Origin of the sequence: Acrocarpospora pleiomorpha (assembly GCF_009687885.1) — a bacterium.
GTDB classification, from domain to species: Bacteria; Actinomycetota; Actinomycetes; order Streptosporangiales; family Streptosporangiaceae; genus Acrocarpospora; species Acrocarpospora pleiomorpha.
In genome coordinates this window covers 22,830-34,992 of sequence record NZ_BLAF01000075.1, presented here as the reverse complement: position 1 = coordinate 34,992, position 12,163 = coordinate 22,830, and the positions used below count along the sequence as shown (strand labels likewise).

12 protein-coding genes are annotated in these 12,163 nt (G+C 70.5%); 2 read left to right on the top strand and 10 right to left on the bottom strand.

Annotated elements, in window-relative coordinates; genetic code table 11:
* Positions 1-173: 173 nt before the first annotated feature.
* Positions 174-1,040 carry a DUF6492 family protein gene (locus Aple_RS43375; protein ID WP_155350614.1) on the bottom strand — a complete coding sequence of 289 codons (867 nt, stop codon included), beginning with the start codon at positions 1,038-1,040 and terminating at the stop codon, positions 174-176.
* A gap of 189 nt (positions 1,041-1,229) precedes the next feature.
* Between Aple_RS43375 and Aple_RS43370 the strand changes: the two genes are divergently transcribed.
* The gene (locus Aple_RS43370) at positions 1,230-1,952 is read left to right on the top strand and encodes a hypothetical protein (protein ID WP_155350613.1); all 723 of its coding nucleotides are present in this window, start codon (positions 1,230-1,232) and stop codon (positions 1,950-1,952) included.
* Positions 1,949-3,322 carry an O-antigen ligase family protein gene (locus Aple_RS43365; protein WP_155350612.1) on the top strand — a complete coding sequence of 458 codons (1,374 nt, stop codon included), beginning with the start codon at positions 1,949-1,951 and terminating at the stop codon, positions 3,320-3,322. The genes Aple_RS43370 and Aple_RS43365 overlap by 4 nt, the downstream gene beginning before the upstream one ends.
* Here Aple_RS43365 and Aple_RS43360 read toward each other — a convergent pair.
* The 9 genes from Aple_RS43360 to Aple_RS43320 form a co-directional block, all read right to left on the bottom strand.
* Positions 3,294-4,235 carry a hypothetical protein gene (locus tag Aple_RS43360; protein ID WP_155350611.1) on the bottom strand — a complete coding sequence of 314 codons (942 nt, stop codon included), beginning with the start codon at positions 4,233-4,235 and terminating at the stop codon, positions 3,294-3,296. The genes Aple_RS43365 and Aple_RS43360 overlap by 29 nt on opposite strands.
* Complete coding sequence (locus Aple_RS43355) at positions 4,223-5,134, bottom strand: right-handed parallel beta-helix repeat-containing protein (RefSeq protein ID WP_155350610.1); 912 nt, start codon at positions 5,132-5,134, stop codon at positions 4,223-4,225. The genes Aple_RS43360 and Aple_RS43355 overlap by 13 nt, the downstream gene beginning before the upstream one ends.
* A 23-nt stretch (positions 5,135-5,157) precedes the next feature.
* Positions 5,158-5,985 (bottom strand): glycosyltransferase family 2 protein, encoded by an 828-nt coding sequence (locus Aple_RS43350; RefSeq protein WP_155350609.1) that lies wholly within the window; start codon positions 5,983-5,985, stop codon positions 5,158-5,160.
* On the bottom strand, positions 5,982-7,103 hold the full coding sequence (locus Aple_RS43345) for a glycosyltransferase family 4 protein (protein ID WP_246265219.1): 1,122 nt from the start codon (positions 7,101-7,103) through the stop codon (positions 5,982-5,984). Before Aple_RS43345 ends, Aple_RS43350 begins: the two co-directional genes overlap by 4 nt.
* A gap of 46 nt (positions 7,104-7,149) precedes the next feature.
* Complete coding sequence (locus tag Aple_RS43340) at positions 7,150-8,466, bottom strand: nucleotide sugar dehydrogenase (protein ID WP_155350607.1); 1,317 nt, start codon at positions 8,464-8,466, stop codon at positions 7,150-7,152.
* The gene (locus Aple_RS43335) at positions 8,463-9,386 is read right to left on the bottom strand and encodes a glycosyltransferase family 2 protein (protein WP_246265218.1); all 924 of its coding nucleotides are present in this window, start codon (positions 9,384-9,386) and stop codon (positions 8,463-8,465) included. The genes Aple_RS43340 and Aple_RS43335 overlap by 4 nt, the downstream gene beginning before the upstream one ends.
* A gap of 102 nt (positions 9,387-9,488) precedes the next feature.
* Positions 9,489-10,538: a GNAT family N-acetyltransferase gene (locus Aple_RS43330; RefSeq protein WP_246265217.1), complete on the bottom strand. Its 1,050-nt coding sequence runs from the start codon at positions 10,536-10,538 to the stop codon at positions 9,489-9,491.
* 5 nt (positions 10,539-10,543) lie between these two features.
* Positions 10,544-11,461: a glycosyltransferase family 2 protein gene (locus Aple_RS43325; RefSeq protein ID WP_155350606.1), complete on the bottom strand. Its 918-nt coding sequence runs from the start codon at positions 11,459-11,461 to the stop codon at positions 10,544-10,546.
* Position 11,462: 1 nt separating this feature from the next.
* The gene (locus tag Aple_RS43320; RefSeq protein ID WP_155350605.1) at positions 11,463-12,137 is read right to left on the bottom strand and encodes a polysaccharide deacetylase family protein; all 675 of its coding nucleotides are present in this window, start codon (positions 12,135-12,137) and stop codon (positions 11,463-11,465) included.
* Between the last annotated feature and the right edge of the window lie 26 nt (positions 12,138-12,163).

Sequence of the window (12,163 nt, the reverse complement as noted above, 5' to 3'; positions counted from 1 at the left end):
CCTGGTCCGCAACGACCCCGTCCACGTCGACAACGACGACTACACCGTGGTGGTGGTCGTGTCGGACGCGGCCTCCGACGGGGACGAGGCAGGGGTGGGCGGCAGGGCCGCGCAGAACGGCAACTCCCCCGACGACCACCGGCCCTCCTGAGCCGGCCGGTCGTCTTTCCGCCTCATCCCCTGGCTACCTGGACGCAGCGGAGTTCGGCCGCCTGGCGGATCTCCAGGGGCGTGCCGGAGTGCGAGGAGATCATCATCCCGACCGCGTCGGAGCCGAGGCGGTCGGCGAAGGCCATGGCCGCCGCGTGGTCCATCGGCGAGCGGTCGTAGCTGCTGTGGCAGACGGTTGGGCTGGCCGGGGGGCGGCGGCCGAGCACTTCGTCGGCGTAGACGCCGTACACGATGAATTCTGAGACGTGCAGCTGGGAGTTGAAGGCGTCCACCCAGGGCCGGCCGGTGGTCTCGCTGATCCTGGCCTGCATGCCGCGCACCACGGCCGGGTCCCAGAACACCAGCGCGTCCACGTAGTCGGTCAGCGGCGGGGGCGGCGCGGGCGGCAGGCCGAGCAGCTCCCGGGCGACCCGATGCCAGATCACATGGCGTGCCATGTCCGCATGGACCGCGTTCTCCTTGCGGAACAGCGACAGCGCGCCGTCCGTGCGGAAATTCTTGACGTGGACCGGCCGGACCAGGCTCACGTCCGAGTCGGCCAGCAGCACGGCGTCCGCCTCGATCAGCCCGGCGGCGGCGATCTTCGCGGTCTGCTGCATCACCCAGCCGCGGACCGGGGGCCACGGCCGCGCCGCATTCAGCCACACCCCGCCCGGCATCCGCCAGTAGCGGCGCGGGATCAGCTCCGGGTGCGTCCAGATCCGGCAGCGCGGGCCCGCGTACCGGGCGAAGGCGCTCTTGTGGGCGGCCGGGACGATCACATGGTGCACGGTGTCGTCGGAGGTGAACTCCAGCACGGACCGGTGCAACTCGGCGAAGAACTCCCCGTCGGGCTTCCAGGTCGGCGTGACAACGGCCAGCTCGGTCATGGCCGGTGGTCTCCCGTCTTCTGCGTATATGGTGACTTGATCGAACATCTCCCGCGATGGAAGGCTAGGCTACGCCCCTAGGGCGGCCCCTCATCAGCTATCGGCACTACATCTGACTCGTTACGCATGGCCGTAACACCACCCGCATCCCATGGCGATAGCCAGTCAAGGTTCGGGGAAGGAAATGACATGGACTTCTGGGGGACGGTCCTCGTCCTGTTTAGGCGGTGGTACGTCGCCCTTCCCGTGTTGCTGCTCGGCGTCGGCGGCGCGGGCCTGGTGTATACCAGCATTCCGCCGACGTACCTGTCCAACGGGGTGATCGTGCTGAGCATCCCGAAGACCGGGGGAACGGTCCCGCCGAACCCGAAACTGCCGAATCCGATCATCAATCCGCTGCTCAACTTCGACTACGGGCTGAACATGACCGCGTCGATCCTGATCCAGGCCATGGGGGCGCCGGAGATCGCGGCCGAGCTGGGGGTCACGCCGGGGGATCCGACCTCCTACAAGGTCACCAACGGCAGCACCAACCCGGAGAGCATGTCCAGCGGTCCCTTCGTGTTCGTGGAGGCGGAGAGCGACAGCCCGGAGGGGGCCCGCGACATGGTGGCGCGGGTGCTGGCCAGGACCCGGGTGGAGCTGCTGAACAGGCAGACCAAGGTGGACGCGCCGCGGGCGACCTTCCTCACCGCGATGGACGTGGTGCCCCCGACCACGCCGCAGCCGGAGCACGGCAGCCAGGCCAGGGCCGCCGCCGCGGCGGCCGGGGTGGGCGCGCTGCTGAGCCTGTGGTCCTCCTTCGCGCTGGAAAGCTACCTGGTGCGCCGGGCCATCAGGCGGGCCGTCCGGAACCCCGGTCCCGCCTCCGCGAAGTCCCGTGACGCCCAGCCCTCCGGTGTGGCCGGATGACGACGATCGCCTCGCTGGACACCACGTTCGAACGGCGCGCCGACGGCGCGACCCTGCTGAGCGTCTGCGTGCTGGTGCTGCTGCTGACCCCCGCCCGGCTGGTGCTGCGCGGCCTGCCCATGTCGCTGACCATGTCCGACGTGCTCGGCCTGTTCACCCTCACGATGTGGATGTGCGCCCATCTGACCACCACCCTCGGCATGGCCAAGGGCGGCAACGCGGTCCGGCGCGGCATCTTCGCCTACGCGCTGGCCATCCTCTTCCTGTACGGCTACGCCGCCTACGGCTACCTGCCCAGCGACGAGCTGAACTCGGCCGACCACTCGCTGGTGCTGGCCCTGGCCAACCTGGGTCTCGCGCTGGGCATGTGCGACGCGGTGCGCGGCCGGGAGCGGCTGGACTTCGTGCTGAAGGCCCTGGTGGTGGCCGGCGTGGGGATGGCGGTCGTGGGAGCGATCCAATGGATCTTCGGGTTCGACCTCACCGCCTTCATGAAGTTGCCCATCCTCAGCTCCAACGACGTGGAAGTGCAAGCCGTGGAAGCCCGGTCGGGCATCCAGCGGGTGCCGGCCACCACCGGACATCCGATCGAGTTCGGCGTGATCATGGCGATGATCCTGCCGTTCGCGATCCACTACGGCTTCCACGCCCGGGACCGCGGCGAGTCGCCCCGGCGTTGGTGGGCCGCCGCCGCGGTGATCGCGGCCGGCCTGATGTTCGCGGTCTCCAGGTCCGGCGTCCTGGCCGTCCTCACGGTCGGCTTCGTGCTCTTCCTCGGCTGGCCCAACCGCCGCCGGTTCCAGTCTCTCGGCGTCGTCGTGCTCTTCCTGGCCGTGGTGAAGGTGCTCTTCCCCGGGCTGCTCGGGGCCTTTTACACCCTGTTCACCAACATTGGCAGGGACGACAGCATCCGCTACCGGGTGCACGACTACCCGAACGCGATCGAGGAGTTCCTGCGCAGCCCCTGGTTCGGGCGCGGCATCGGCACCTGGTACGCCCCCAAGCACCAGGTCTTCGACAACCAGTATCTGCTCACCCTGGTCGAGGCCGGCGTGCTGGGCATCACGGCCTTCGTCGGGCTCGTCCTGATCGGCGTGTACGGAGCGGTCAGGGCCCGCTACCTCAGCCACGACCCACGCGACCGCAACCTGGCCCTGACCCTGGCCGCGGCCACGATCGTCCCGCTGGGCGGCGCGATCACCTTCGACCTGCTGGCCTTCCCGCAGATCACATCCCTGATGTTCGTCATGGTCGGGGCCTGTTGCGTGCTGCTGCGCATCGTCGAGGACGACCGCAGGGCGATGGCGCGCGGGCCGGAGCCCGCGATGGCCCACCGGGGGTTCAGTCGTGTCGCTCAGGGGGCGGAATAGGGCGGCCCGTGTCGTCCCAGACGTTGCCCTCGTTCCTGGTCATGATCGAGCGGGTGCTGAGCAGGATCGGGCAGTCGTAGGCGGAGTGCCGCCCGAACCGGTTGCCGGCCACCTCGATCCCGGTCAGCGGGCCGTTCAGCACGGTGTGGTCGAAGTTCAGCACGCAGGCGCCGCCGTCCAGCAGGTTGTTCAGGACCCGGGTGTCGTGCGCCGAGGTTTGCAGGGCGGCGTTGGCCTGCTTGGTGGTGGACATGTCGATGGTGTTGTGCCGCAGCGTGACGTCGCGTTCCCCGGCGAAGGACTGCACGCCGTCGTTGTGGGTGGGGCCGCCGTTCTGGTTCGGATCGCGGTCGAACCAGGTCAGGTCGTGGATGTAGGAGTCCTGGATCAGGGTGTGGCTGTTGGCTTTGACGCCGTCGACGCCGCCCCGGATGTCGGCCCGGTAGATCCGGGTGCTCTTGGTCCACAGATCGTCGACGGTGGCCGACGGGTGGGAGGGGGCGAAGTCGGAGGAGACGACCACGGTGTTCCGGCCGCGTTCGGTGTCCAGCAGGGCCGCGTTGCGGTCGGTGGCGCGACCCCGGAAGACGCAGTCGCGGAAGGTGACGTTCGATCCGGTGACGGTGACGAAACCGTGGAAATCCTTGCCGGTGATGACCAGGTTGTCGGCGCTGATGGTCTGGTCGCCCGTCACGACGGTGAGCCGGGTTCCCGTGGGCACGCCGGTGCTGTCCGCGTTCGGGTAGCCGGCCAGAGCGGGCGGCGTTTCCTGCGACCGTGCGGCGGGCTCTGGTGACCCCGGTGACCCGGCCGGTTTGGGGGCGGCGGGCGGGTCGGCCAGGGAGCGTCCGCCGTCGGAGCCGCAGCCGGTCAGCGCCGCCGCGACCAGGAGGGCGGCGGTCAGGTGGGGCATTCCAGCGGGCCCACGACGGCGGTGATGTTGTAGTTGTCGTCGATGGTGACGAGCTTGTTGTCTTCCCATGTGGTGTTCCCGCAGTCGATCGAGGCCGGGCCGAAGTCCCAGGACTCGTTGACCACGGCGTTGTTCCTGGCGATCGCGCCGGGGGCGGTTCTGACCTGGAGGGTGTAGGTGCCGCCGATCAGGAGGTTGTCGGTGACGACGACGCCTTCGGTGGCGTCGACGAGGAAGACGGGGGCGGTGTGGGAGGGTGCTTTGCGTTGGTCGACGGTGTTGTGGTGGAAGGTGAGGTTTTTGCTGGCGCCGACGGTTTGGATGCCGTCGGAGTGGTCGCCGGGGTTGCTGCAGAGTAGGACGTAGGAGTCGGTGATGGTGACGTTGTCGCCGGAGACGCTGAAGCCGTCGCCGTGGCCGCGGATGTGGACGCGGGTGGCGGTGAAGTTGGCGTCCAGGATGCCGGGGGCGGTGTCGCAGCGGTTCGGTGAGCCGACGGTGGAGTCCGTGACCGTGAACGAGTAGCGCTTGTCATCGTAGATCCCCATGATCTGGCCGTCGATCCGGCTGTTGGTGATCTCCACGTCGTTGGCCGTGATCAGCAGGTTGCCGGGCACGTGCACCGCGTCCAGCTTGGTGCCGCGCTTGGTGATCCGAAGCGTCTCGCCGTCCATGTTCAGTTTCAGCTTGGTCAGCTTGGTGCCCTTGGGCACGCCCGTGCACGCCGGCGTCGGATACTGCCCGCAGCCGCCGGAAGGACTGGGCGAAGGGGACGACGGCGGTGACGGGGACCTGGTCGGCTCGGCGCCCGGTGGCCGCGGGCTGGAGGTGCAGGCCGCCGCCAGGAAGACGGTCATCAGGGCGGCCATTCCGACGGTTCGCCCGAGGCGCCCCGGCATGGATGTTCCTCTCGTCGGCTGTGTCATCGGCTGCTCGCGTCCGTGGCCCAGGTTATGCCACCACGTCGCCGGGCCGCGAGGGCGCGGTCCGCGACCAGGACCGCCAGGTAGCAGGCCGCGTCCAGCGGGCTCACCGCGCGCCGGCCCACCAGCGCGACCAGCGAGCGGACCCCCAACCGGCCTTCCCTGGCGGGTAGGCCCAGCTCGGCGAGCTGCCGGTTGCCCTGCCTGACCCGGACCCTGCGGTTCAGGTGGGCCCGCACCGTACGGGCCGGGCGGATCACCGATCGGGCCTCGGGGACCACCGCGCGTTCCGCCGGGGTGAAGCTGCGGTGCACCAGCTCGTCGTCGGCGATCACGTCGGGGAGCGGGAAGATCCGGTTGTGGCCGGTCTCGCTCAACGCGTACACGCCGACTCCGGCCAGGGCCCGGCGCGGGCCGATCAGCTGGTCGTGGACGCGGTGCACCCGGCGGGCCAGCCATCCGGACCCGGCCAGCTCCCAGACGGGCATCGGCGCGGCGGCCAGCACCCCGGGGCGGGCCAGCGCGGCGGCCAGGGCCCGCACGGAGGCGGTGCTCAGCTCGACGTCGGCGTCCAGATAGACGCGCGGGAAGACGCGGCAGGCCGCGTCGCCGAGGCGCAGCGCGTGCGTCTTGCCGGGGACGGGGGTCTCGATCACCCTGGCCCCGGCGTCCTTGGCGATCTCCGCGGTGCCGTCCGTGCAGGCGTTGGCCACCACCACCACATCCAACTCCCCGGGAGCCGCCTCGGCCAGCAGCCGGGCCAGGGTGCGGCCGAGCACGGCCGCCTCGTTGTGCGCGGGGATGACCACACCGGCGACCTCGGTCATCGGATGGCGGCCTGATAGGCGTCGAGCAGCGCCTTCTTGGAGTTCTCCCACGACAGCGGGCCGCGCACCCGGGCCTGGCCGAGCTCGCCCATCCGGCGGCGCTCGTCCGGGTCGTCCAGGAGCTGGGCGATCAGCTTGGCGAACTCGGCCTCGTCGTTGGCGGGGGCGTAGACGGCCGCCTCGCCCGCCGACACCCGGGCTTCGCACAGTTCGAAGGAGACGATCGGGCGGGCCATCGCCATGTACTCCATGATCTTGTTCATGGTGGACACGTCGTTGAGCGGGTTGTGCGGGTCCGGCGACAGGCACACGTCGGCGGTGGACAGGTAGCGCACCAGATCCTCGTCCGGGATGCGCCCGGTGAAGTCCACGCAGTCGGCCAGCCCCAGCTCGGCGCTGAGCCGCACCATCGCGTCGAAGGTGTCCCCGGCGCCGACGAAGGCCGCGTGCCAGTCGGTGCGGCCCTGCTCGTAGCGGAGTTTGGCCAGCGCGCGCAGCGCGTAGTCAACCCCGTCCTGCGGGCCCATGACGCCGAGGTAGCAGAGCAGGTACGGCTTGCCCTTCTTGATCGACTCGTCCGGCTCGGCCTGGTGGAATCGCTCCACGGCGGGTGCGCTGCGCACCACGAAGACCTGGTCGGGTGACTTGCCGCCGCGGGTGAGCGCCACGCGGCGGTAGCTCTCGTTGGTGGCGATGACCACGTCGGCGGCCCGGTAGGTGGCGCGTTCCATTCGGCAGACCAGCCGGTAGAGCAGGTCCTTCCCCCGGTCGAACCTGGACAGGTATAACTCGGGCACCAGGTCGTGCTGGTCGAACACGAACCGGGTGGTGCGCCCGCGCAGCGCCCGTGCGACCAGGAAGAACAGGTCCGGCGGGTTGCACGCGTGCAGCACGTCCACCCGGCCGACCCGGCGGGCCAGCCGGTAGGTGTGCCACAGGGCCGAGCCGTACTCCCGCAGGTAGCCGAGCGGGCCGCCGGTGGCGGCGCGCAGCGGATAGCGGTGGATCTTGATGCCGGCGATCTCCGCCTCCGCCTCGGTGTCCCGCTTGGTCCCGCGCGGGCAGATGACGTGCACCTCCCAGCCCGCCTCGCGAAGCGCGACGCTCTCCTGCCACACCCTGCGGTCAAACGGTACGGAGAGGTTTTCTACGAGGATGAGCGCTTTACCAGCCAAGTCCCACATACCCAGGTCGTTGCCGACGCTCTTCCGCGTCAGGCAGGCGGACGAGGTCGATGATCGCGCGGTCACCACTGCCGGCGAGGGCGGTCAGTACGGCTGGATCCTTGCAGCCGACCACGCAGACCTCGGCATGGTTCATCACGTCATCGACGGAATTGCTGAGCAGATCCCCGAGATGGGGCAGCCTGCCCTCAATGTAGTCGCGGTTCGCGCCGATCAGTCGGGAAAGGGCGACATTGGCGTCATAGATCCGTAAGTCGTATCCCTTGCCCAGCAGGCGTTCGGCCAGTTCCACCAGCGGGCTCTCCCGCAGGTCGTCGGTGCCCGGCTTGAACGACAGCCCGAACAGGCCGACCTTGCGCTTGCCGGTGACCGCCACCAGCTCGAAGGCGCGGCGCAGATGCTCCTCGTTGGAGGGCAGCACGTGCGAGAGCAGCGGCACCGACACGTCCGCGCGACGGGCCGCGTACACCAGGCCGCGCAGGTCCTTGGGCAGGCAGGAACCGCCGAACGCGAAGCCGGGGCGCAGGTAGGCGGGGCTGACGTTCAGCTTGGTGTCGGCCAGGAAGACGTCCATCACCCGGTGCGAGTCCAGGCCGAGCGCGGCGCAGATCGCGCCCAGCTCGTTGGCGAAGGCGATCTTCAGACCGTGGTAGGAGTTGTCGGCGTATTTGGTCATTTCGGCGACCGCGATCGGCACCCGGAAGACCTGGCCGGGCAGTCCCGCGTACAGGTCGGCCACCATGTCGCCGCTGGCCGGGTCCAGTTCGCCGATCACGGTCTTCGGCGGGTCGAAGAAGTCCCGCACGCTGGTGCCCTCGCGCAGGAACTCCGGGTTCACCGCGACTCCGAAGTCCACGCCCGCGATCAGGCCGGAGGCCTTCTCCAGGATGGGCACCAGCAGCGACTCGCAGGTGCCCGGCAGCATGGTGCTGCGGAAGACCACGGTGTGCCGGCCCGGCCGGTCCCGCAGCGCGGCGCCGATCTCGTCGGCCACCCGCTCCAGATACTCGGTGGACAGGCTGCCGTTGGGCGCCGACGGGGTGCCCACGCAGACCAGCGAGATGTCGGTCTCCCTGATCGCGGTGGCGGTGTCGGTGGTGGCCCGCAGCGCGCCGGAGCCGACCATCTCCGCAGTCAGCTCGCCGATCCGCTCCTCGACCACCGGGGCTTTGCCCGCCGAGATCAGCTCGACCTTGACCGGGTTGACGTCGACCCCGACGACCTGGTGGCCGCGGGCCGCGAGGCAGGCCGCGGACACGCAGCCGACGTAGCCCAGGCCGAAGACGCTTATCTTCACTGTGGTAGCTCCCGGATCCGGCGTGATGGAAAGAGCAGGGCCGCCAGCGCGGCTCTGGCCGTACGGCTGCCCGTGGCCGCACGCACCGACTGGCCCAGCACGATGGACAGGTAGTAGGCGGCCGAGGCGATCCTGCCCCTGCGTCTTCGGAACAAACGGACCTTGTTCACCATGAGCAGAGCCGCCAGCATCGGGCTCGTGCGGGAGTCGCCGCCGATGTGTTCGACTACGGCCTCGGGTTCGTACCAGAGCGCCCAGCCCTGGTCGGCGGCGCGCAGCGCGTACTCGGTCTCCTCGCTGTAGAGCAGGAACGACTCGTCCCACGGGCCGAGCTGGCGGATGGCGTCGGCGCCGATCAGCATGGCGGCGCCGGTGGCCCAGACGAACGGGCCGGCCTGCTCGTAGTGCCGGGGGTCGGTGATCACCTCGCCGAAGATCCCGATCCGGCCGGACAGGGTGCCACCGATCACCGCCTCGGCGAATGCGCCGTGCACGGTGGGTTCTCGCCGCAGCGAGGGCTGCAGCGTGCCGTCCGGCTTGGTCAGCCGAGGGACCACGATGCCCCGGCCGGACTCCTGCAAGGCCCCCGCGAGCGTGGCCAGCGCTCCCGGGTGCATCTTGCAGTCGGGGTTGAGAACCATCACCCCGTCCACCTGGTCGAGGTCCAGCGTGGCCATCCCGGCGTTGATGGCGGCGGCGTAGCCGGCGTTGCGGCCGGTCTGCACGATCTGCGCGCCGGCTTCCTTGGCGATGTGCAGGGATTCGTCCTGAGAGGCGTTGTCGGCCACCACCACCTGAGTGAGGTCGACCCCCCGCGAACCTTCGGGCAGCGCGCCAAGGCATTCGGCCAGCACCGCGGCGCTGTTGTAGGTGACGATGACGATCGCGATGCGAGCCAGCCCAAGAATGCTGATCTTCACCGATTTAGAGCCCTTCGTCAGGCTAGGGGCGACTTTCCCACGCGTAACCCCCGTCTCCACTCATGTCGTGCACTAACTCTGGAACGTTACCAACGCACCGGCCTAACGGCCTCGCAAACGCCGCGCCAGATAGCGCAGTGCGGGCCCGGCCGCCGAAGTTTTCGCCGTGGCCAGCGCCGATTCCTGCGCGCGGCGCAGCAGCAGCCGGACCCGGTTTCCGGTGACCAGGCCCTGGGCCACCTGGCACTCCCCGGTCTTGGCCCGCCGCTTGTACTCGTCGTCCCCCCGGCCCAGGTCGATCCTGGTCACGCCGAGCGCGGGCGCGGCGGACACCAGCTCGCGCAGCAACATCCAGCCGGGGGACAGTTGGCCGAAGGCCGGGTCGTAGACCGGGAACCACCAGTGCAGCACACCGCCGGAGCGCAGGCCGAAGTGCGCGGCCAGCAGGGTCGGGCCCGCGTGCAGGGTGGACAGCACCCCGGCGAAGTCCGGGTCCCTGGTGTGCATGAGCCGGGTCAGCAGTTCGGCCCGGCCGGGCTCGGCGAAGTAGTCGGCCGCGCCGGTCGTCCGGTACTGAGCTCGCTTCAGCTCGATCACCCGGTCCAGCGCCGCCGCGTCCACCACGTCGGCGGCGAAACGCACCTCGCCCAGCTCCCGGCCCGCCTTCGCGGCCCGGCGGCGGGCCTGGCCCATGTTGTCCTTGCCGGACTTGGAGGCCCGCCCCAGATAGCCGTCCAGGCCGCCGGTCACGTCCAGGAACGGGGACGGCCGCCGGGACAGCACCCACGGCTCGGCCTCGGCCAGGCCGTCCAGCAGGTGGTCGAAGGCGAAGGCGCGGACGCCGCCGGTGAGCAGCAGCCGGGGGTCGAAGGCGGTGCCCGGGGCCAGCACCGGCCCCTGGAAGTCGGCGCCGGGCCAGCCCACCGGCCGCAGCAGCGCGCCGTCCCGGTGCCCGGCCAGCAGCGCGATCACCTCGCCGCCGGCGTCGCGGAGCACCGTCACCGTGACCGGCCGCCCGCTCGCGTGCACCGCCGCCGCGAACCCGGGATGGAAGTACGGGCTGTCCAGCAGCGGGTTCTTCGCGCGCAGCGCGTGCCAGGCGTCCAGTTCCGCGGCGCCCAGCCGGTCGAACGCGATCATCGTGGCGGTCATCGCGTTCACCCGGGCAGGGCGGTCAGCCGCCGGGACGGGCGCAGCAGCCACAGCACCGACTTCTGCGACACCCGGCGGCCGGCCAGCGCCCGGACCGACTCCCCGGCCAGGACGACCAGGTAGTAGGCGGCCCCGGCCAGCGGGCCGCGCCTGCGGCGGAACAACTTCACCTTGTTGACCAGCAGCAGCGCGGCCAGGGTCGGGTTGACGCCGGAGTCGCCGCCGATGTGCTCGATGAGCGCGGCCGGTTCGTACCAGAGGCTCCAGCCGAGGTCGGCGGCGCGCAGCGCGAACTCGGTCTCCTCGCTGTAGAGCAGGAACGACTCGTCCCACGGGCCGACCGCCCGGATCGCGGGCACCGAGATCAGCATGGCCGCCCCGGTCGCCCAGACCACCGGGCCGGCCTTCGCGTACTCGCGGGGATCGGTGATCAGCTCGCCCAGGCGGCCGATCCGCCCGGCCCGGCCGCCGCCGATGACGGCCTCGATCACGGCCCGGCCGACGGTCGGCATGCGGCGCAGCGACGGTTGCAGAGACCCGTCCGGGTTGACCATCTTGGGGACGCTGATGCCGACCCCCGGCCGGTCCAGCGCCCGGACCAGCGGCGCGATCGACTCGGGCGGCAGGCGGCAGTCGGGGTTCAGCACGTACACCGCGTCGAGCGTGTCGAGGTCCAGGGCGGCGATGCCGGCGTTGACCGCGGCCGCGTAGCCGGCGTTGCGGCCCAGCTGGACCGGCGTGACCGGGATTTCGGCGAGCGCGGCGATCGCCAGCGAGTCGTCCGTGGAGGCGTTGTCGGCCACCACGATCTCGGCCAGTTCGACGCCTTTGGCCCCGTCGGGGAGCGACGCCAGGCAGCCGCCCAGCACGCTCGCGCTGTTGTAGGTGACGATGACGACGGCGACTCTCGGAATCTCACGCATGTCAGCCACGCACCCGCTTCACCACGCGGCCGGTCAGCTTCCTGGCCCTGACGACCGGCGACGGTGTCTCGTCCAGCACCTGCCTGGTCCAGTCCGCGTCCAGGCAGCAGACCAGGCTGGTCCGCGCCTGGAGCCAGGAGCCGGGAGCGGCCCTGCCGCCGTCGCTGGTGTAGGCCCGGGTGACCCCGGCCTTCCGCAGCCGCCGCAGCACATGCCGGTCGTAGGAGCCGAACGGGATCGCCACCCGGGACACCGGTTGCCCGGTCAACTCGGCGAGCCGGTGATGCGCCTGGGCCAGCTCTTCCTCGGCCTGCCGGTCGTCGATGCGCCGCCAGTCGCGGTGCGCCCAGCCGTGGGAGCTGATGCGCATGCCCGCCGTGACCAGGCGGCTCACGTCGTCCTCGGTCAGCCGTCCCGGCCGGCCGAGCAGCCCCGCCAGCACGAAGAACTCGGCGGTGAGGCCGCGATCGAGCAGCCTCGGCAGCGCGATCGCGACGTCGGAGGCGTTGCCGTCGTCGAAGGTGATCCGCACGTCGTCGCGGCCGACCACAGCGTCGAGGACCAGCTCGAACTGCTCGATGCTCACCCAGGTGGCGTCCTCACCCGGATCGAGCTCCCGCTCGGTAGGCCCGATCCCATGCACCGTCAGGTTGGTTACCGTCCCCACGCGTGCCATGCCTTTCTTATCCAGGCTTGTATGAA

Excerpts from the sequence above, each read along its gene's own strand:
- Aple_RS43375 (WP_155350614.1), bottom strand. The coding sequence starts at position 1,040 with ATGACCGAGCTGGCCGTTGTCACGCCGACCTGGAAGCCCGACGGGGAG.
- Aple_RS43330 (WP_246265217.1), bottom strand. The coding sequence starts at position 10,538 with ATGACCGCCACGATGATCGCGTTCGACCGGCTGGGCGCCGCGGAACTG.
- Aple_RS43360 (WP_155350611.1), bottom strand. The coding sequence starts at position 4,235 with ATGCCCCACCTGACCGCCGCCCTCCTGGTCGCGGCGGCGCTGACCGGC.
- Aple_RS43325 (WP_155350606.1), bottom strand. The coding sequence starts at position 11,461 with ATGCGTGAGATTCCGAGAGTCGCCGTCGTCATCGTCACCTACAACAGC.
- Aple_RS43355 (WP_155350610.1), bottom strand. The coding sequence starts at position 5,134 with ATGCCGGGGCGCCTCGGGCGAACCGTCGGAATGGCCGCCCTGATGACC.
- Aple_RS43365 (WP_155350612.1), top strand. The coding sequence starts at position 1,949 with ATGACGACGATCGCCTCGCTGGACACCACGTTCGAACGGCGCGCCGAC.
- Aple_RS43350 (WP_155350609.1), bottom strand. The coding sequence starts at position 5,985 with ATGACCGAGGTCGCCGGTGTGGTCATCCCCGCGCACAACGAGGCGGCC.
- Aple_RS43370 (WP_155350613.1), top strand. The coding sequence starts at position 1,230 with ATGGACTTCTGGGGGACGGTCCTCGTCCTGTTTAGGCGGTGGTACGTC.
- Aple_RS43320 (WP_155350605.1), bottom strand. The coding sequence starts at position 12,137 with ATGGCACGCGTGGGGACGGTAACCAACCTGACGGTGCATGGGATCGGG.